Raw genomic sequence first — 20503 nt, 5'->3', positions numbered from 1 at the left:
TCATAATCACTATGTCCGGTAAATCTTTATTGTTGAAACAAAAAAGTCTTACAAGCAATAACCTACAAGACTTTTCACATAATTAATCAGTAATCCCTAGCCGGAGTCGAACCGGATACATACCTAAATGATGATAATAATTCGCTTTTTTAAGCCACATACAATATTTATAATACACCATATAGTTTAAAACTTTGATTTCAATAGAATTATATATAAATTTAATTTATAGCATTTGCAGTTTTAAAAGAAAATTAAGAACGGTGAGTGATTCGGTGAGTCGACAATTACAAACCTTCTAGACACCATATTAAAGCGGGATTTTAACCGTGGGTACAATTCCCCCACTCTCGGCCAAGATGGTATAAAAACCTACAAAGAGCCTGGAATCGTAAGTTTTCAGGCTTTTTTTATTTTAAGGGATTACAATTTTCGCAGGAATTCCGATCCCCCGATCTATCTTCGCATTACCCTGAATGGCAACCGTGGGGAATTAAAAACATAGTTTTCTATTTTGTGATTTTCACTTCTTCCGTGTCCGTACTTCCAAGTAATAATACCTGGTCCTGTAACACCTTTCCGTTCATATTGGTAGAACTGGAATTGATGTAAATATTAGGGAAACTGTTTCGCTCTTGCCTAAATACTGTTATCTGGTCAATATCTCTCTCTAACTCATTTTTCAGGTTTATACTATCGTACAGCAACCAGTTATTTCGTTCGTAACGCGAAAATTTGAATTCCAATTCAGAAAGGGCTCGATGTTCAAAAGGAGTGTCCATATCAAACCTCACAGTAATCACCAACTTCTCCTTTGTTCCATCAGCATTTAAGTCAATCAGGAAACTTTGGGTATAAGACTTCGTTCCGGGACTTACTTTTTCATGAACGTTATCACTGAATTCAGTGAGACTAAGAAGCACATTTTTATTTAAGTTGGATAAATTTACTTTATTAACAAAAAAGCCATCAAAAGTTTCATTAGTTACCCTTTGTTTTGTGATGTTCAAATAGCCTTTCCTAAGATTTAATTTACCTACATCATAAATTTTATTAAAATTAGTTTTATGCACAGTATCTACAGTTTCCTCTCCAACCACATAGTTATTGTAAAAAAGATCATGACTCAATGTATCTATATAAAACCCGATGTCCTTTTTATCTGTAAATTCAAAAAATGCATCATCCGACTTACTCAGACTTTGAAATAAAAGAGCTGCACTTCCTATATGACCGCGGAGGCTAACCATCTTATGGTAAAAAACGACAGGCGGATTTTGTTCATTCTGTAGCCATTTCCAACTAATGATCTTACTTTTCTGGTATAATACTATAAAAGTTCCTTCTTTGTAGCCATATTTTTCTTCTCCGTTTAACTCGCTGCCTTTTAGCCCAAATTCGGAGTTTCCTGTTAGAATTTTATAATCGACAATCTTTTTAATTTTGGAATTACTATCCAAAGACTCATTACGGACAAGCGTTGAATTGATGTAAAATTCATTATTGTTAACAGTCCCATCGCGGTTATAAACTATTCTTACCATGCACTTGCTTTTAACAAAAAAAGCCTCTGAAAATAATATTTTGCTTATGTACCTACGTACTGTACCTTCAATTTTGCCATTCACATAGGGTGTTATTAGATACTCACCATTTGGATAATGCATATTGCTACTGCCGTTTCTCACACCATTCAAAAATGTTGCGCTTTCACGCAATACACTGTCAATGTATACTTGATAATCTCCATCTGGCAGCTTTTTATTAAATTCATAATGGGCGCCGTATCTACGCCCCATGTCTTCATAGTATTTTATAGACAGGAATGCTGTGTCCGCTTTATTCTTAATGATCAAATTCTTTTGCCTCTTATCTGGCGTTTGAGATGTCATTAAGAAAATATCTTTATACTGTGCAACCACATCATTAGCGAAAAGAGTAAAAATCAGTTGCATGCATAAGCGGATTTTCAAAACAGGCATTAAACTATTCATCTGCCATCAGGAATTTATTTGAATGTATTTTTAACTTCATCATAAGCCATGCAAAAAAACACAGTAATAGTTAAATATAATAAATTTAACCCCATGCTTAAACTCCTGATCTTCCAAGGCCATCGAGGAAGAAGAATTACTTCCTGCAAAAACAATCGCTTCAAAATTTCAAGTTTCGTCTCTTCATTATCCATCTGAAACAACAGATCAAGATAACTTTTATGGATTGTTCGTCCTGGAAGAATTGCTATAAAGCCTCATAGGCAACGGAAAAATCAAAATCCATTAGCTTGCTAATACTCCAATCGACATTGGCATTTCTTTCTAGGTCGTCACCTTCAATATTTTCAAAGAGGTATTGTTCGATACCCTCATTTTTCGAAAGATTATATACATTGCTCAGCCGAAATATTGCATCAGCAGAATGTATCTCATGATCTGTACCTTTATTGATCATTTTTTTGATCAATTTTCGCATCCTCGTAAAATCACCACCGGCCGTTACTTGGTCCATCTCATTTAACACTTCGTTGATGCCAGGATCATTCATAAAGTGCAGGATCTTATATTTGAGCCTCAGGGACATTAACATATTTTCTTCCTGTCCAAGTTGCTTTAAAAGCTTGATGGTGTCGTTCAAAAAACCCAGATGCTTGTCAAAATCCTTTTTATAAATGGCAGATAGCTCCCCTTCGGAAGTCAACGTGGAAAAATCCCAGTGGTCATATAAATGAAAAACAAAAGCCTTTCTATAATACCATTCGATCTTCATCAGCGAAACATTGGCCATCGCCTGTAGGTCTTGGGATTTTCCTATAAAATCCATCAGAGAATCCATTCTCGAGTGGAAATATTTTTCAAAATCTGCGAAATCACTTGCGATCACTTCCCTTGATCTTTCGTTTCTAGTGCAGACGGCAGTAAATAGGTTTTTGCCAAGATCGAATATCAGCGTAAGCAAGTCCGCCTCTATCACTTTGGAGTAAGCCATTATTCTTGCCTTGTAGTCTCGTGGCTCCCTTCCAATGATGCCATGGATTGACGCATAAAATTCCTGCATTTTTTCCTTGTTTGGCATATTCTTGTTATCCAGTTCCTTCCAGGCTTTTTGGACTTCCAGAAAAGAACCGATGTCGTCCCCTTCCATCAATAAAAGTGTCTTTGACTTCAGTTTCATTACGGTCAGGATGCCAGCTTCGTGTTCAGCCTGTAACATGGTGTAGGACAGCATTGACCTTAAAACGGGGTCGAAGCCCGCTTTCCCCCTGGCAGCCAACCGCAGAAATTCAATTGCCCTGAACACTTTCCCCTTATAATAATAGGCCACCCCACAGATCAAGTTGAACATTGCCGAGGCTTCATTTCTGGGATGGCTTCGCCGCTCAATTTCCGTAATTGTATTGAAGGCAGCGTCATTGATAAGCGCCAATCCCCATTGCTCAAGGTAGCTAATATTCTGATCTATGTTATAGACTTCATTGTGATGGTCAATCACAATTCCGGAAGCAATTTTTGATTGTTCCGCATGCTCCAGGTGCGGATTGATCTTTCTATAAAGGTTCCCACGATTTAATGTATCGGTATAGATTTCGGAGATTACCTCTGGTGTCAGAATTTTTGAAAAGCGGATCTTGAACTGGGAAGGGATGTTTTTGGAATTATATTTTTTCAGGAGTGACTGATAGACTGCAAAAACCTTTTCATAGTAGAATACTCCTTCATTATGGTCATAAAGAATATAATAAGCAGGGATGGAAAGATTGAGCAGGTAATTGATATTGCTTACTTCTATCGGAAAGGAGATAGAGCCATCTGTATTTTTCTTAATCGAAATGGTTGATTTCAACTGAAGAGCAAGCCTAAAGTTCGTATAGAAACCATTCTGTTTGAGTTCTGCAAATAGATCTACACCCTTGTCCCTTGTAATTTCCATCCTCAGTTCAAAATGTGTAAGGTCAAATAATAGAGAAAGCCTATTTTTTGAAATAGTTTCAAGATCCTCATTTGGGCTGGATGATGGGAGTGGAAGTTTGGAATTTTCTCTATGCATCAAATTTGATTTTATTATACAAGTACTTTAGATTGAATCCAAAAATGATTTTGGCAATGATATATTATTTTACACTCGTTCTCATTGCTAATCCAAATATAGATTAACATTCTAAAATGTCAAGTCTATAAAAATATATGTTTCCACCTTTATGATTGTTAAGATTCTGCGCTTTGAATGCCCCTAAAATTGATATTTTAGTTTTCCTGATTTTCATGGATTGTTTGATTTAGTAATAGGTGTTATTCAGATTCATCGAGATTTCTCTACTTACTAAGAAACGAGTTTTTTAAAATTTATTATGAGGTTAGTAGAGACTTCTGAAACAGAGAGCCCTTTAATACTGGCTATCTGTTCAACAACAGCTTTAGCATGACCTGGCCAACCTTCTTCATCTCCTAGACGCGTAAAAGGTCCATCACTCTCGAGTAAGATATGTGCTAATGGAAGAGCCTTTACAATTGATTTTCCATTCGTGGATTGCGTCATAGCATAGTTAATTGAAAAAAGGAATCCATTATCTAAAGCTTGTTCCAGATTTTTTATTGAACCTGAATACCAATGCAAGATAGGGCTACCGGGATAATTCTTTCCAACCATAGCAATCACCTCTGCTTCTGCACGGCGCGAATGAATGCTGAGAACTTTTCCTCCATGTATCGCACAACATTCTAGAATGGCCTGGAATATTTTCTTCTGACTCCGATAATCATCTGATTGCTTTTTGAAATTATCAAGTCCAATTTCTCCAATATACTTTGCTTCTCTGGCAAGAGCAATGAATTTGCCCAACTGGCCTATGTGACTTGCCGCCAATTCCGGATGAAATCCTAATGAAGGCCGAATATATTTGGTATTCCTTATAAAATTCTTGGTATGGTGAAATAGATCTGGCAAGTTTGTGACTGCGATGGTGTAAATTTTTTCACGCTCAATCTGTGCGACCATTTTCGTAACATCCGGGCAAAGGTCTAAATGAAAATGCGTATCATGTAGATTCATTCCTGTCCTTTAAAAAATTTTTCACTTCCTCCATACCACGTTTATAGACATCTATGTATGCGCTGAGCTCCTCTGGATTTTGATAAGGAAGAGGTCCCGATCGTAAAACTTGTAGTGAGAGGCGGGAACTCTTCATCCCTTCGTTGCGCTGGAATGCCATTTGGAATGCCCTCAGATCACTGCCCTTTTTGGATTGATTAGGTAACACATCCCTTAATATCTGATTGGAGTAATCTGTCAATATCTTACCTGCTCGTTTTTCTGCAGCTTGGCGGATGATGCAAGGAACACAGTAGCCACAATTTAGGCCAGGCTTCTTTTTCTCATATCGACTGACCTCGGGATGCGAGCAAGATATAGTATGGGGATAATAGGTATTTAGAAACTTTCTGTCCTTGCATTCGGCCATCATCTCACCTTTGGTCCTAAATTGGTATGGATTGACCAACTTATTCTTTAGCCCAAGAGTCTCTAGCATCTCCCTCCATTTATCTAAGTAGTAGGGATGGGTTGTTCTGGTGCTATGGCTGCTTAGCCTAGTTAAGGTTAGCGGTATATTCAATGAAATTAGACCGTTTTCTGGGATGATTAATGGAATTTCCTCTCCGTGAGCATTGGCGACGGCAATGCCTAAACAGAAAAACAGGAATGATCTGGCACGAGATGAATTCTCTTGCTGAGTCTTGGCCTTATTATGTCCGGGTTGAACCCGTATCTTATGTCGTTCAAAGCCAGCTTTGCTGAAGTTTTCAGCAAGGGCATCATACAACATCGTTTGGACAGCACTTTCAGATGCTTTATAGTGACTAACAAAAGCGACTTTCGATCCTCCTCTAAGTAAGTCAATGGAGCTGATAAATGAGTCTAGCCCACCTGAAAAAAGACACACTTTTTCAATGCCATTAGCATTTTTCTCAAAACTTGACTGAGTCTCCCTCTTTACTTTATTCTTTCTGAATTTTATTTCCCATTTGTCTCCACTAAGGAAGCTTAACATTTCTTCAAGTACCGGGACTGCTTGATTCCATTTTGCAGGATCATACACTGGCAGATTGACTTTGAGGTACCTGCTCCATCCTTGAAAACCGTTCTCCTTTCTAGACACTGTCTGGTCTACAGTATAAATAGCGATACCTATTCTCAATAAGTCAAAAACCTCATCCTTCAATGCTAACCGGTGGTCATGGAGATGCGATATAATATTTGTTGTTACCCACCTCTCCCTGTCTGCCTGACTTATGGATATAACAATATTTTTATCTCCCTCCACTGTTTTTTGCTCAGTCGCATCCCTAGGATCGAATTTTACATGAATATTAATTGCGCTCATTTTTTATAGCAGTGTAAGAGGTAAGGAGTATTTGATCTATTATAATTTTATTCTGTTCTACACTCATCGTAAATGGGTCAATTTCATTATTTTCATAAGCTGTTTGTACTTCAAGTCGAACATAGTCTTTGATTTCGCTTTCCAGCTTTACCGCTTGCTTAACAGAAAGATCTCCTTTCTCCAATGCAAGTCCCAGCTCATGCATCCACTTGAGGAAAATGTAATTGCTCACATAGGATGATACCGACTCTCCAATATCCGTCTGGTCGATTTGATCAAGGTTGGTAATATCTTTGCCATCATCAATCATTTTCTCATATAGCCCATCCAAGGTTACGATCAGTGCCTCACGAGCTATGGCTTCATCATTGGTCGTCCCAACTGGGGCAAGCGCATCAGAGATGGCAGCAAGCATTTGTTCTGGATTCAGGCCATCTAGATTTTTAATACCCAGATCACTTAAACTACCAGCGATCCCCGCGGCAGCAACCCCACCTAGAAAGACCGCGAACCTTGCGCCTGTCGAAGACCCTATACCTGCCGCGCGTGTTGCACTAGTTGCTCCACCAGAAGAACGAACATATGCAGCGCCAGCTTTTCTCATGCTTGATCCGCGCGTTCCATTTGCAAGTCTTTTCAACGCACCTTTACCGGAGGTCCAATTTGGTTGACTGTCCATTTTACCAGCATTTGGTTTTTTATCCGCGGAACTTTCTGAAGTGTCATAGTTATTTTCTCCGGTCCCTGCGGACGGCTGATACCAAGGTGGTAGAAGTGTACTGCGACCTACAGGGCCATTATTAGATGCTGATGTTCCCATTATTTATTGAGGTCTTTTATCGCTTTTTGGGCAAAAGGTACAAGCTTGGTATTGGATGTACTTTTTTCCCATTTTTTTAATAACTTAATTGCAGGATCTTGAAATTCGGTTTGTTTAAAAGTCCTTGCAACAAGTGTTGCCGCCTTCGCAGGCAGTCCTTTTTCAGGGTATGTCCCAAGCAGCGTAATCAGCTCACTTTTAACCTCACTTCGTTTTGAAGCATAATCAAACATAAGCTCCATATAGGACAGATCACCTGAATGATCTTCTTCCTGCCTAAATCTTTCAGTGATGAGTGCAAAAACGGCTGTGATGTCAGCCGGGGCTAAGTCTCCTAATTTGCCCAGGGTTACGTTACGTTCTGCTTTTGAATTACTGAATAGTTTTTGTACGACTGCGCTCGCTTCCGGACTCAACCGTTGTGCTGTTGATGATACGACAGAAAGATGATCCCTTGAGAAATAAAAATACGGACTTAGATCTACGCCTGAAAGCGCTGGTTCAAGCTTGAACCAGTTAATTAACCATTTGTCTTTTTGGTAGATCTCTAGTTCTGGTTTAGACTTTTGCGAAACATCGATGTTTTGTTCCTCATTTTTTTCCTCTAGTTGATCTAATATTTGTATCACCCCTTGGTTATTGGCCTGCATTTCGTAGAAATTCCTAAATGTCTCCGGTTTAAAATATTCTAGCAACATGAGCTTGGCCAATAGTGTCTTCTTTAAATCAATTCCGATTGAATCGGCCATGCCTTTTCTAAGCAGTAAGGTGTTTAGAAAGCGTTTGCATTGGCGAGGATTGCCATTTAGTCCTACACTTAATACCGGAACAATCTGCCCGCACATTAGCAAGGCTTCGCTGAGCTCATTGTTTACAGTATTTAGGAAATCTCCTGCACATTTCATATCGAATAAAAAGTCAAAGCCTTTGTTACGCTTCTCATTTAGTATTTGTTCTCTCGCAATGCCAAATTCTCCTTCGTCAGTATGCAACTGGGCAAATAACAGATTGGCATAATTGGTAAGTTCAGTCGCATTTAGTGGTGGAATTCTAATCGGAAATTGTATGAGCTTTTCAAGGTAGTCCCTTCCCACCTCAGCATTATCCCCGGAAATTTCTGGAAATCTTGTCTTAACAGCATGCTTAATTAACCGCTCGTCGGCTCCAATTATGAATGCTGTCTTTTTGGTGAACAAAAAAAGTTTGATAGCCTCTAAAGTACCAATTACGGTTGGGGGAGAGCACCTATCTAGATCGTCAATGCAGATTAAAACTTTGTCCAGATCAGTTTCCGATAGAAGATTAGAAAAATTTTCATGAAAGCTTTGAATGTTATTCTTTACATCGTCTTCTTTGAGCTTCGATCTATTCTCTTTAAGCAGTTGGGTATAATCTGCTTCCGAAGCTTTTTTTGCGATATCTAACGCTGATACGGCAGCCATTCCTACGGGGCCTCCCGCAGCAAAACCAATTCCATATTTTACCAGTTGACCGCCAGCCTTAATCACATCAATATTCCTCAATAATTTTGCAGCAAAACTGATCGCCTTTTCACTTAATGTGCGTTCAGATACAATTGCATCAACAATCTTTGACATCAGCACAATCTTAGCGTCTTCATACCCTTCGAATAGCCAACCATTGAATTTTATGACTAGTATATCAGGCTTTGCGCTATATTTATTTTCGATCATCCGCATCAGTGACGATTTACCACTTCCCCAATCCCCGAAGATCCCGATACTACAAGGAAGAAGATTTTTGGAATCTACAATATTAGATACGGCTGTGACTAAATGCCCACAATCGATAAGATCTTCGTCTGTTTCATTATCATTCCACATGGTAATTGTATGCTTGAAGATCAATAAATAGAGAGGTAGAAATTATGGATGACTTTTTTTTCATCCTAATCGAAAGATTGATTATGATTGAATTTTGTAACTGGACGGGCCAATTTGCGTTTTGGTTCATTTGAGATCGTAGTTGGTTAGATTTATAATGACAAATTACAATATTTATTTGAATAACATATCACCTTATCCACTGAACTATAATAATGATCAGTAATTTCCTCGAATTTTAAATAATCATAACTAACTCCATTTTCAATAATAGGTGAAAGGCTTAAAATTTCCTGTGCTTAAAAGCGGTTCGAACTAGCCCATCGACAAAATCATATTTTCAGTTAAGATACACTGATAATCTTCTTCCGTTTGATCGCATTTTCCTCTCCTTAAATGTGCCGGACTCGAAAAAGGTTCGAAATGCCCCCATTTAGGTTGGCTTCTATATTTTATGAGGTAACCAAATTTACGTAAATATTAACAAGAGACCGACTTTACAAGGTACCTAGTAGAATATTTCATTAATTCCCTACTAAGTATCTCTTCATTTCGATCGGTAAAAAACCTCGTTCAAATGAGGTTGGAGTCTCCTGTACCAGCATCAGTCTAATTTATAAATTTCCATTATCCTCCATTCACTTCTTATCCTTATATATTTCTCTGATTATTCTAAAAAGTTCCTATAGATGTTGTAGTGGGTAATCCGATTCTCCACAAAAACCGAGAAAAACCTGAATAGAAAGATCTCTGGCTTTTTGCATTTTAAGAAGTTACTGTTTTCGCAGAAATTTCGATCTTATAGATGAGTCATTTGGTGAGCCACATATTAAACCTTAGTTTTTTTATGTTTTCGATAGTTCTTTAATTAGCAATTCTGTTGGTTTCCGTTCAATATAAACTGAGCATAAGAGTTAAAAAAGTAACTATTCCAAGTAAGTGCAATAGTTCAGCTGAAAGATAATATAATTAAGATGGATAAATTACTTTAAAAAAAATACGAGCGTTAATATCCCATAAATTAAAGCTTTTATGGACATGAAAGGGGAATAATCAACGATCATTCCCCTTTCTTATTAGGAAGTTTTGTAATTTCATCATATAAAATTGAACAGGCAACTCAAAGTCTACAGTTTTAGCCCCACAGTCAATTTCTCCTCCTTTTAAACTCATATATGTTTTTCCATTTTTGGCAATCCTTCCTATTGCTAATTTATACTGTTCCATTTTTAAGCTACTGACATCTTTTAATTGATTAAAATCTAAATTATTTGGTTCCTCCAATGCCGAACTATATCCAGTCTATTTTACTTTTTAGACCATTTTTGTCACTAGTGACATTTACCGTATCTGCGAATGGCATTTTAAACTTTTTTAATGAGACAATGTTTCATTTTACGTCAATAGTTAGAGACTCCAAAGCTGAAAGTTTGCTCCGCGACTTAAAATGAATAGATGATTATCAAATTTTAATAACTTCTCTTTTCAAACTCTTCACAAATTTTTCACAAGTGGGAACTCCCGTATTTAGACGCTGGTCCGGTAACAGGATCTGAACTTCGTCACGAACCGATTTAAGATTTTTGCTACGTAAATTAGAACTTTTCAATTTAAAGTTCATTTTTAGTAATGTCATGGTCAATTTATAATCTATATGGTCGTCAATTTCTCTGAAGTCACGATCAACATCAACATACTTGAATGCAGAAAGCCAGCCTTCCAGCAGATTTTTAAGTCGTCTAAAAATCGTAATCAAGCCTTGATATTTTTGATCGTTTTTATAGGTGGAAAGATCTGTAACTTCATTGATAGCTGTGATTAAAGCTGCTACCTTTTTAGGGTCTACCCAAATATTCTTTCCATCAAACCGAATAGATAAGAATGAAAAAGAATCTCTAATGGGATTAACTATTCTGGTCTTTGATCCTAATGCATTTATCGGACTAGGTAGTGGATGTAACTCTAAGCCCAATTTATTGTGAATTTCTTCCCGTGCTACAGAAAGTGCTCTATGAGCTTCATTTCTATCTTTGCACATTACAATGAAATCATCGGCATATCTGATCAGTTTGAAGTTTTCTTGGATCATTCGCTGATCGAAGTCTGCTAAATAAATATTCGCTAACAAAGGTGATAATGCATTGCCTTGAGGGATTCCTTGCATCGAATCTTTAAAATAATGATGATGGCGTTCATCGTAGTTACTCAAATCACCAACACTTTGCGCTAACGCCTTACCTAGCAAAGTATTAATCGTTTTATCTGGAAGTTCACCGAAGATTTTTTTTAACAAATTTTTCCGGTTTACATTATCAAAAAATTTTTTAATATCAGCTTCTAATATGACATGATACCCTTGCTTATAATATTCGACCATCTTTTTAACCGCATCTTCTACATTTTTATCTGGTCGGTATCCAAAACTGCAATCATTGTCTAGCTGATACTTTATTGCTAATAGTTCCTCAAGCTTCATTGCTAATGCTTTCTGAACAAGCCGATCTCGTATGTCTGCCAAGCGCAAAGGACGAAACTCATCTTTTACGCCTTTAGATACCAAAACTGGACGAACGCTTTGAAATTCATATTTTCTAGTCTTGAGTTCGGCACTAATTATCAGCAGATTTGATTCTAAAGAATTTGAGAAATCAGCGATTGTTTCTTCAGAGACCCCACGTGAGTCCTTGTTAGATTTGTTTAATTTCACCCAAGCTCTTCTGAGATATGCCGGATTTGCAATTTGAGTAATCAGTCTGTATTTTCGGGTCTTTGCCATCTTTGTTGTAGTAATTGCCGTTTCCGTTCCAGTGCCACTGGGTCTAGCAGACAACAAATATTAAGGGCAGATAAGTGAGCAGATGATACTCATCTTGACCGTTAAAGCCAAAACTTTATGCATCATGCGCTCCATCGCTTTGGGTATGTTTCGGTCGTTCAACCTAACAGGCTCCTTGTAGACGCAACCCTGCGGCTTTGCATCCGGCGATTTGAAGGGTAATTTCCAGGCAGTTTTTTCATGTTACTCAAATTTAATGTTTTTTCCCACTTTTGCAACTTTTTTGAAAATAGTTTCCTCCCGCGGCCTCACCTGCTCCTGTAAAATTCTCCACTCCACAACAACGGAAACAGTTAGTCTGCTAAACGTTATGGGTTTCGAAGGGCAGATAAGTGAGCAGATGATACTCATCTTGACCGTTAAAGCCAAAACTTTATGCATCATGCGCTCCATCGCTTTGGGTATGTTTCGGTCGTTCAACCTAACAGGCCATAATGCGAAAATAGCTAAATATTCAGCACTATATGCAAATGTTAATAACTATGTATATCGATAATAACAAGTTAACCTTTAGGTACTCTGAAATCATTCACCCTAAAGGCGTCTTTCTTTCTGAATCATCCTTTCATCTCTAAATGATCGTCAAGGCCATTGAAAGCCTGGAATCTTCAGATTTTTTCATTTTAGTATTCTTAATATGGACAGGTTCATGTCAATACATACAATATTAGTAAGTGACTAGATAAACAATATTAAAACGATCATTATTCCAGACCAGAGTACTTTATAATTCGTCTAAGGTGCCAGCTAAACTATATGAGAAGCGTAGATTACTTGTCTAGAATAATAATACCCACGCATTCTCCAACGAACCAAAGAAAGCATCAAAAGAAATGATAAAAGGATAAAATAAAGCGTTAAGGTAGCTGATCTGTCAGCGAAAATTAATAATGTAATACAATATATGAAACTTAGAAAAAGGGTGGCCATCAAATTCCGACTAAAAATATAAGCGCTGTAATATTCATTAACTCTATCCCTAATAATATCTGAAGGGTTTTTATCCTTACTAACATTAGCGGTTTTAAAGAGCAAAACAGCAAATTCCTTCGTAATTGAGGCTGGTACGACCATTATGTTCATATTATTACACAGAAATTTCACAATTTTTTCTGCATCATTCAATTTATAACTTTTATTAGTTCCATTAAACAATTCAAATGAAGGTTTCGACAGCCATACATATAGACCTTTCTCTATCAGACTTGCTAGACCATCTAAGAAATACCCAAAAGTATAGCTTACAGCAAGAAATACTAATAATAGTATTGTAGATAAATCTTTTACTGATTCTGGCACCTTATCTGGAAAAACTGTAATGTTACTAATTATATTCCCTAGTAAGATGATTGTTAAAATCAACATACCAGGAATAACGTATTTTAGTAAATCTTGTATTCTAAATTCCATTTTTTATTTAAATGACTTGTTGTTAATTCTTATTCTCACATTGTTGCGATTAAAATCGGGTGGAGTTGGTTTTAATACAGTGAGTCCTTTATCTATTTTTTCCTTTTGAAGATTATATTCAACTAGCTGAAACTCCCTCAAATCCTCTATTTTCAATTCTCCTACAAGTATTGTTGAGTTTAACCCGCCTTTAATCTGAATTAGGTCTTTAGCATATGATTTAGCTGGTTGAATCAATCTGGAATCACCATAATGAGAGGTATTAACTTGGACAAAATAGCAATGAATATCCCTTACCCATGATCCAGCTATATCAGAAAAATAGCCAGTATCTCTATTAAACTCTGCGGCTACAATAAAATCAACTTTTGATTTAAAAAGCCCTCTATCATATATATCAGCCAGTTCAAAACAATTGTAAACAGAAAAATAAGTATTACGCCAATGAAACAAATCATATGATTTTGGATATTCTATTATTGTATCTCTAGGGATAAGAAGTCTATGTCCTTTTAAAAGTTCCTTTTCATCATGAGCATAGTGATTCTTTAATCTAATTTTTATGATTGAAGTTGTATACTCATCCAATTTAATAGGTAAAATTGTGAGCATAAAATTAAATGCAAAATTCCCAGAATTAATCCAATGCTCAAGCCCAGCAATTATTCCAACATCTCTTTTATGAGACCTATATGCTAGCAACTTGATCCAAGAAAAGGGAACTGATACTTCTGGCAAAACAAATAAGTCGCACCTTTGCTTATCAGCTTCATTTAGTAAATCAAACAACTCTTTTCGCCGATCTCGTGATAAATTTGGCTTTTGATTAATACTTTTAAGAATATTTGTTTGTTCAACTTTTATATTACCAATTGCAATTTTCTTATCTACAATATTCTTCTTATCTTCTCCTCTTACATCAACGTAATTTTCGATTATTTCCCCACAAACCTCCTTACTTGAAATATTAAAATACTTTTCTTTTAATCCCTGTGCCTTTGATTTTGCATTTACCCGCCAAGAATAATTGATCACCCAATATTCTTCAAATGCATTATCAGGTATGGCGTTAACTAAATCTAATTGAAGTTCTTTTTTAGTTTCAATTTGGGAAATTTTAGGCATTTCTTGTGCTCGATTTCCCTTCTTGGTTGAAGACTTTGTTTTTTTTATTGTCTCCTCATCAATTGAAATAACTGCTTCATATATTTTTTTAATATTTACTTCATGAAAGTATACATATCTTGGGGATAAAATAGCTAACCTATTATACGAGTGAAGAAGTGACACCTTTGATTCTAATTCCATTCCCAATTTGGAATCGGGATATATAAAATTCTCATCAAACTTGGCAAGTTCGATCAACTTCCCATATTCACTTGAATTATCAAATAAAAGATCTTCTTTGAATTCTAAAAGGTTACTTCCCCAATTATTAATGGTAGTATAAAGTGTATAATTAACAGATGGAATATGTGTTAATGCATGTCTAAACATATTACTTTTTCGAATTTCGATTGCAATCATACGACATTCTTCAAAGAAACTCTTTTCCTCCTGCTTAGAAACATCAAATATAATAGATGGATTCAAAGCCAACGGAACGGATATGGAAGCTTTTAAAAAGAGTTCTAAATTGTTTTGAATATATTTCCTAACTAATGTTTTATCTAGTTCGGTATCCAATTCAGAATAACTAATATTGTTGATTGATCTTAAAATATGACGGGTGAATTTTACAATATTCGAAGCATTATCAGTAATTACAAAATATGTTGCAACTTTTTCCCAAAGCGAAAAAAAAGATAACCCTACATATCCTTTAAAAAACGTGAGTATCTGATTATCAGACTCTAGATCATTTTCCTTATCACCATAACTCCTAGCAAAAATCTTTTGAGCAAGAAATTTCGATGCTCCATATTTATCTTCACTAAGTTCTTGTATACTTCTGAATTTATTTATAGAATCGCTATATTGTAAAGAAAATGCTTCCTCATCAAAGTCGCTTGTAAGTTTATCTTCGTCAGGTAAAAACCGAAACTCACTCCTTTGATCTTCTAGCTTCTTTTTAAATTTGTTTAAAGCTGCTTTAGACTCCTTATGATTAAAATGATGTAAAATAACTTTCTCAGACTGAATTACCATATTTGGATAACCTTCCAAGTTATACTCAAGAGGACTTTGTTTATCATAGCTCTCATTATCAAATAAGTTGGAACTATTGAATGAAAGTAGGTTACGATCTACAAAATATCTATCCAAAAAAAGATCAATAGTAGAACTATTAGTAGCATCTATCTTCATGTTGGGAAAAACAAACATAAGATCGTCAACATATCGCCCATAGTAAGTCGGATTCAATTGGTCTATAATATTATTGTCGAAGTTTTTCAGATAATAATTCCCCAATAAACCTGATGACATTAATCCAATTGGAAGAGGCGCAAATTTCCTTCCTTCTAAACTAGGTTTGATTTTCAATATCTTAACCTTATAAACCTTGTGAATATTGCATAATAAATCACACAAAACATTAATCCTTGATTGATCTTTCGAATACCCGTTTTTTTCAATTTCGTTATTCGATTTCTTAATTTTTAGATCAATTATGTTTTTAATATCTAATTTTATCTGACCAAAGTCCAACTCAACACTGTGAAAATAATCCTTAATGTCCAGGCTTAATATTGTGACATCTTTCTTGTCTTTAAGCAAATCTTCCGCTTTAGAAATTGCGTTATCTCTCCATTTTTGATATTGTATAAAATAAGGTTTATACAATCTTAAGCCATCGACAATTTTTCCTTCTTGATCATCTTCATTAAGCTGTAATTCATAAGCATAATTATGTGTTCCAATCTCCCTTGTAAGGTATTTTCCTGCAAACATCAACCATAACACACTTATTAAATGAACCTCCACACTTGCATCAATAAAAATATTGATTCTTTTCAATTTCAAATCATCTTCATGTGGTACATTTGTTATATAGCGTCGGGATATTTTTTTAAATGTCTTTGGGAGTAAATGAAAGTCTATATGAGGTCGGCTCAATAAATCATTTGAATTAAAACTTTCATTTTGCTGTTTTAAATCCAATTTTAAGAATGACTCTATAATTGAAAAAAGTTTCACTTTTATTCCTGAAAAATCGCTTTCATTCAGATTCTTAGCCTCAAATTCAGAAATTCTTTGTTTAATTAGTAGCGAAGTATTGTCATAATAAAAGTAATGCTTAAGTTTTTTATATGCAGAAAAAATAATATCCTCGTTGAAGAGTTCGTTCATCATTTATTTGTTAAATCAGTAAATAATTACAACAAATAGTTCATACTGATAAAATTTAAATCTACAAGCATTAACCAAGAGCGTAAAGAATTTACAATATCTAAACAATTTATTACTAAAGCAAACTTAGATCCATAACAAACTTACATCCATAGTTCACAGAGACAGCAATTATTATAAATCTATTCCTAAAGTTATTTAACAAACAAGGAGCTAAGTCGAAAGTGATTTATCAGAGGGGCTTCTAGTACAGGTATACTGGCCATATACAAGAAGAAATTTGAAAGGGCTCTAATCAGTGTCTTGTTAGGCTTAGCTCTAACAAGACACTGATTAGAGCCCATGAAAAGTAGCCCGTGACTGAATATTTTGCTAGTTTTATTTATCCGCTAACACAATATCTAGCCCCGATTGACGTCTTTATATACGAGAGCGTTAATTTAGATGAAGCGGGAGTGGTCGGAGATCATTCCCGCTTTCTTATTTATATACTAATCTTATTTTCGTGGATTGCATTGTTATTCGCTTCCCATTTCTTGTCATTTCATATTCCTCTTCTCTATCAAATTCAATTGCTAAGTTTTGCATTCCTAAAAGCTCTAAAATATTTGAGGCTTTTTGCCTAACAATTTCCCACTCCGGGTTTATCTCTAATGTAAAGTCGTCCCAAAAGTCGGGTGATTTATCACCGCTACGTTCAATAAAGAATGTATCAAGTTCAATTAGTTTATTAACCTGATCTTGTGTTAAGAAATTATGGTCTAGAAAAGAATTATATGACATCGTCAAGTAAGTATCGAACTCTAAGGCCATCTCATCGCAAGTAGCACCAATTCCAATAATTTCTGCTTGTCTATCAGCATTACTAGAAAGAGTTATCAAATTCTTTATCAACTCTCCAAACTTCCAACATATAAGATTGTGGTCAATTGTTAAATCTGTATCACCATAGTTATATGTCGGTTCAAATTTCATCTTTCTATAGTTGTTTTATTTATTGCCTTTAACGCGTTTATATAGCCTCTTTATTGCCCAGATAAGCTCATCTTGATTACCCCAATACTCCTTGATTTGTCCATAGGTTTCATATTCAGATATATTAAAACCATCCTCAATGTCGTTATAATAAACAACTTCAGTTTCAAAAACTGCAACAGCCCAAAAACCACCCCCTTCACCCCCATATTCTTTCTCTTCCCATTTTTGAGGTTTTATTCTTATTAAGTTCCAAAAGCTTAACAATTCACCTTCAAATTCGGACTCTCCACGCGAAATGTGTTCTTCTAATTCATTTAATGAAATCGGTGTCCACATATTAAAAGTCGTAAACAGTTACCAGTATGTTTTTTTCTATCAAAGTAGATTGGATTAATGGCTCTATTCTGTCCCAGGTTCCACCTGCTAATCCACAACCAATTCTAGGCATATGAACTGTAGCATTATTCTCTAATGCAAATTGCCCTACTTTGTCCAGCCCTGATAAAATTGCTTCATAGCGAATTGGTGCATTCCCTTGCTCGTCTTTATTGATTTTATGTTGTCCGATTAAATTAGCAACCCAAAGCTCATCTTCAACCTGTACAAATTGGACTTGACCGAGAACGAAGTTGTCTTTTGTCTTAAACCAATCTCTATAGCTACGTTCTGGTTCTTTCCAACGTTTTGAAATTGCCATCACAAAGCCTTTTCCCCACGCACCAATATCATTGCAAACATGTACTATTATTTTATTGCCTTTGTTTTCAGGGGTTGTTGCATCGCCATTTTTGTAATCTATATTCATCAATTGATAATTTCGTTATTTAAAATTGAACATTTGCCTGTATAGCTTCGAAGTTTCTATTTTAAGAAGGGCTGATGTTTCAATTGTTCATCATAGTCGTTCTGGTTGATAAATGGCCAAATTTCAAAATTACCAAGTTTTTGAAATTCCTCGAATGCTTTTTCTTGCTGTTTCCTTACGTCTCGGTAGTACTGACCAAGAGAAAGAATGGTCAAGAGAACTTCCCCCAATGAAAATTTAACTAAGGGACTGTTAGTGTCAAAATACGGCCATTCGTATTCTTTATCACCCTGCAGGAACAATATGCAACGAGCAATTATTTTCAGGCTCCGTTCTGGTAATTTGTCCCCACCTCTTAATTTGTGATTTCTGGTATCATCATATAATCCCCAGCAGAGTTCGAGCATTGGTTGAATTATTTTATCATCGACCTTAGCATCTTCCGATTTATGATATTGCTCCGGTAGCCAACCATTCGTTACATCATCCATAAGACTATCTTCAAAGTCATCATTCGAAATAAGCCCAACTGAGAGATGTCGCAAATGAAGAGCCAGCTTTCTTCTTCTTTCAATGTCTATCATGGTAATTCTTTAGGTATCTTAGATGTCCAATCACTATTTACCTAGCCCCTCATATTCCTCATTAAAAAACTCACTTAGGCTTACTCCGAAACAATTGAGGATACCAATCAATGTACCAATCGTTATGTTAGCGCTCCCAGCTTCATATTTACCATATTGAGAACGGTTCAGGTTGTTTTCATAAGAAAACTTATCTGGACTAGTAAACCCTGCAGACTTACGGAGACTCTTAAGCCTTAAACCTATCTTCTTTAGCTCTCTTTCATTTGTTAAAAGATCCTTATTTGTCATAAAATAAAGTAAGGGAAATACTCCATTTTTACACACTCCATAAAAAGAGTATTTTTATTTGGAGTATCAAAATCATCTCGTTATCTTTAGTGCATTAAACAATTGATTATGTGAGAATAAACAGCAAATAAAATATTAATGGTCTTGCGGTTGCATTTCTGAAGCCGTAACGCAAGACAGCAGAACACCCTGCCTATTTACTAATATGCTATATTTGCGTATTCCTAAAATAGGTGCGGGACTGCTGTACACTCGTGTTACGTAAGGCTTCAGAAACTCTATGCAACCACGAGATGCAGTTCCGCACCTATTTCTGCATCTCCAAGACTCATTTAAACTGTAACCAATTAAATGAGATCAATATATGGAACTACAAATCTTATCACCAGCAGAAGACCACGCGATTTACTTTAGAGCGTTTATCAATCAGCTTGTCCAAAAATTCAAGCCTTTTCAAATCTTTAGTTTTTATAAAAACAGTTACGACCAACATGATCAAGGCTGTTTTAAAGAAAAATCCGATACCTTTCATTGCGATTATTGCCTACTACTTGTCACTGAGAGCAACACCCGAATTGATCATGAGGTCCAAGATTTCACAAATGGCAATTACAAACAGGGTGTAATTACAATCCTCTGTCATGCGAAAAAAGCCATTGAGGAAGCTATTATAGCCAATAATCGTTTTTTCATTACGGTTTGCAGTACCTCGAAATTGATTTATAGCCATAATGGAATGACTACTTTCGATTTTTCCAATCGTGTTATTCCAACCGAGGCAGCTATAAAAGCAAGAAAACATTTCGACCACCGAATGACATTAGCAGATGGTTTCTTAACCGGAGCACATGAGTGCATCATTACTGAACAGCACAATGTATGCGCATTTATGTTGCATCAGGCAGTAGAACAAACCTGTATTGCACTGATCAGGGTGCACCTGGCCTATCGAGCAGAGATACATAATTTACGCCGTCTTTTACACCTGTGCTGCTGCTTTTCAAATGCCCCCATTAAAATGTTCTTATCCGGTAGCCCTGATGACGAAAGACTCTTTGAAGTATTGCTTAAAAGTTATTCGGGAGCGAGATACAAAGATACTTTTAACATTTCCGAAGATGACTCCTGGCTTTTATACAATAAGATTACAGAGTTTGTAACACTTGCTAAGGTAATGTGTGAAGAGAAAATAGCGCAGTTAACACAACAAGCCATGCTATATAACGAATTTGCTAATCCAGCCACAGCCTCCAATTAGCGATCAATTT

The 20503-nt window shown here is 35.9% G+C and carries 16 protein-coding genes; 1 reads left to right on the top strand and 15 read right to left on the bottom strand.

Going from position 1 to position 20503, the window contains the following annotated elements:
• Nucleotides 1-509: 509 nt before the first annotated feature.
• The 15 genes from FBD94_RS18160 to FBD94_RS18095 form a co-directional block, all read right to left on the bottom strand.
• On the bottom strand, nucleotides 510-1955 hold the full coding sequence (locus tag FBD94_RS18160) for a toxin-antitoxin system YwqK family antitoxin (protein ID WP_136881259.1): 1446 nt from the start codon (nucleotides 1953-1955) through the stop codon (nucleotides 510-512).
• 286 nt (nucleotides 1956-2241) lie between these two features.
• Nucleotides 2242-4044, bottom strand: a complete 1803-nt coding sequence (locus tag FBD94_RS18155) for a DUF4365 domain-containing protein (RefSeq protein WP_136881258.1) — start codon at nucleotides 4042-4044, stop codon at nucleotides 2242-2244.
• Between the two features lie 273 nt (nucleotides 4045-4317).
• Entirely contained in the window at nucleotides 4318-5046 is a 729-nt protein-coding gene (qatD, locus tag FBD94_RS18150; RefSeq protein ID WP_136881257.1) for a Qat anti-phage system TatD family nuclease QatD, read from the bottom strand.
• Entirely contained in the window at nucleotides 5033-6376 is a 1344-nt protein-coding gene (qatC, locus tag FBD94_RS18145) for a Qat anti-phage system QueC-like protein QatC (RefSeq protein ID WP_136881256.1), read from the bottom strand. Before qatC ends, qatD begins: the two co-directional genes overlap by 14 nt.
• On the bottom strand, nucleotides 6363-7196 hold the full coding sequence (gene qatB / locus FBD94_RS18140) for a Qat anti-phage system associated protein QatB (protein ID WP_136881255.1): 834 nt from the start codon (nucleotides 7194-7196) through the stop codon (nucleotides 6363-6365). Before qatB ends, qatC begins: the two co-directional genes overlap by 14 nt.
• On the bottom strand, nucleotides 7196-9040 hold the full coding sequence (locus FBD94_RS18135; RefSeq protein WP_136881254.1) for a KAP family P-loop NTPase fold protein: 1845 nt from the start codon (nucleotides 9038-9040) through the stop codon (nucleotides 7196-7198). The genes qatB and FBD94_RS18135 overlap by 1 nt, the downstream gene beginning before the upstream one ends.
• A gap of 1053 nt (nucleotides 9041-10093) precedes the next feature.
• Nucleotides 10094-10267, bottom strand: coding sequence for a hypothetical protein (locus tag FBD94_RS25985; protein ID WP_169472350.1), 174 nt, complete (start codon nucleotides 10265-10267; stop codon nucleotides 10094-10096).
• 235 nt (nucleotides 10268-10502) lie between these two features.
• Nucleotides 10503-11816, bottom strand: a complete 1314-nt coding sequence (locus tag FBD94_RS18130) for a reverse transcriptase domain-containing protein (protein ID WP_136881253.1) — start codon at nucleotides 11814-11816, stop codon at nucleotides 10503-10505.
• 807 nt (nucleotides 11817-12623) lie between these two features.
• Entirely contained in the window at nucleotides 12624-13286 is a 663-nt protein-coding gene (locus FBD94_RS18125) for a hypothetical protein (protein WP_136881252.1), read from the bottom strand.
• Between the two features lie 3 nt (nucleotides 13287-13289).
• Entirely contained in the window at nucleotides 13290-16580 is a 3291-nt protein-coding gene (locus FBD94_RS18120; RefSeq protein WP_136881251.1) for an RNA-dependent RNA polymerase family protein, read from the bottom strand.
• Nucleotides 16581-17057: 477 nt separating this feature from the next.
• A complete protein-coding gene (locus FBD94_RS18115) occupies nucleotides 17058-17552 on the bottom strand; it encodes a hypothetical protein (protein ID WP_136881250.1) in 495 nt (164 codons plus the stop codon).
• A 15-nt stretch (nucleotides 17553-17567) separates the two neighbouring features.
• Nucleotides 17568-17891, bottom strand: a complete 324-nt coding sequence (locus tag FBD94_RS18110; RefSeq protein WP_169472349.1) for a hypothetical protein — start codon at nucleotides 17889-17891, stop codon at nucleotides 17568-17570.
• 1 nt (nucleotide 17892) lies between these two features.
• Nucleotides 17893-18360 carry a macro domain-containing protein gene (locus tag FBD94_RS18105; protein ID WP_136881249.1) on the bottom strand — a complete coding sequence of 156 codons (468 nt, stop codon included), beginning with the start codon at nucleotides 18358-18360 and terminating at the stop codon, nucleotides 17893-17895.
• A 56-nt stretch (nucleotides 18361-18416) separates the two neighbouring features.
• The gene (locus FBD94_RS18100; RefSeq protein WP_136881248.1) at nucleotides 18417-18944 is read right to left on the bottom strand and encodes a hypothetical protein; all 528 of its coding nucleotides are present in this window, start codon (nucleotides 18942-18944) and stop codon (nucleotides 18417-18419) included.
• Between the two features lie 33 nt (nucleotides 18945-18977).
• Complete coding sequence (locus FBD94_RS18095; RefSeq protein ID WP_136881247.1) at nucleotides 18978-19235, bottom strand: helix-turn-helix domain-containing protein; 258 nt, start codon at nucleotides 19233-19235, stop codon at nucleotides 18978-18980.
• A 364-nt stretch (nucleotides 19236-19599) separates the two neighbouring features.
• On the opposite strand from FBD94_RS18095, the gene FBD94_RS18090 reads away from it, so the two are divergent.
• Complete coding sequence (locus tag FBD94_RS18090) at nucleotides 19600-20493, top strand: HEPN domain-containing protein (RefSeq protein ID WP_136881246.1); 894 nt, start codon at nucleotides 19600-19602, stop codon at nucleotides 20491-20493.
• Nucleotides 20494-20503 lie beyond the last annotated feature (10 nt).

It is taken from the genome of Pedobacter hiemivivus, from assembly GCF_005144565.1.
Taxonomy (GTDB): domain Bacteria; phylum Bacteroidota; class Bacteroidia; order Sphingobacteriales; family Sphingobacteriaceae; genus Pedobacter; species Pedobacter hiemivivus.
The sequence above is the reverse complement of the archived record's forward strand: the minus strand, read 5'-3'. Positions and strand labels throughout refer to the sequence as shown.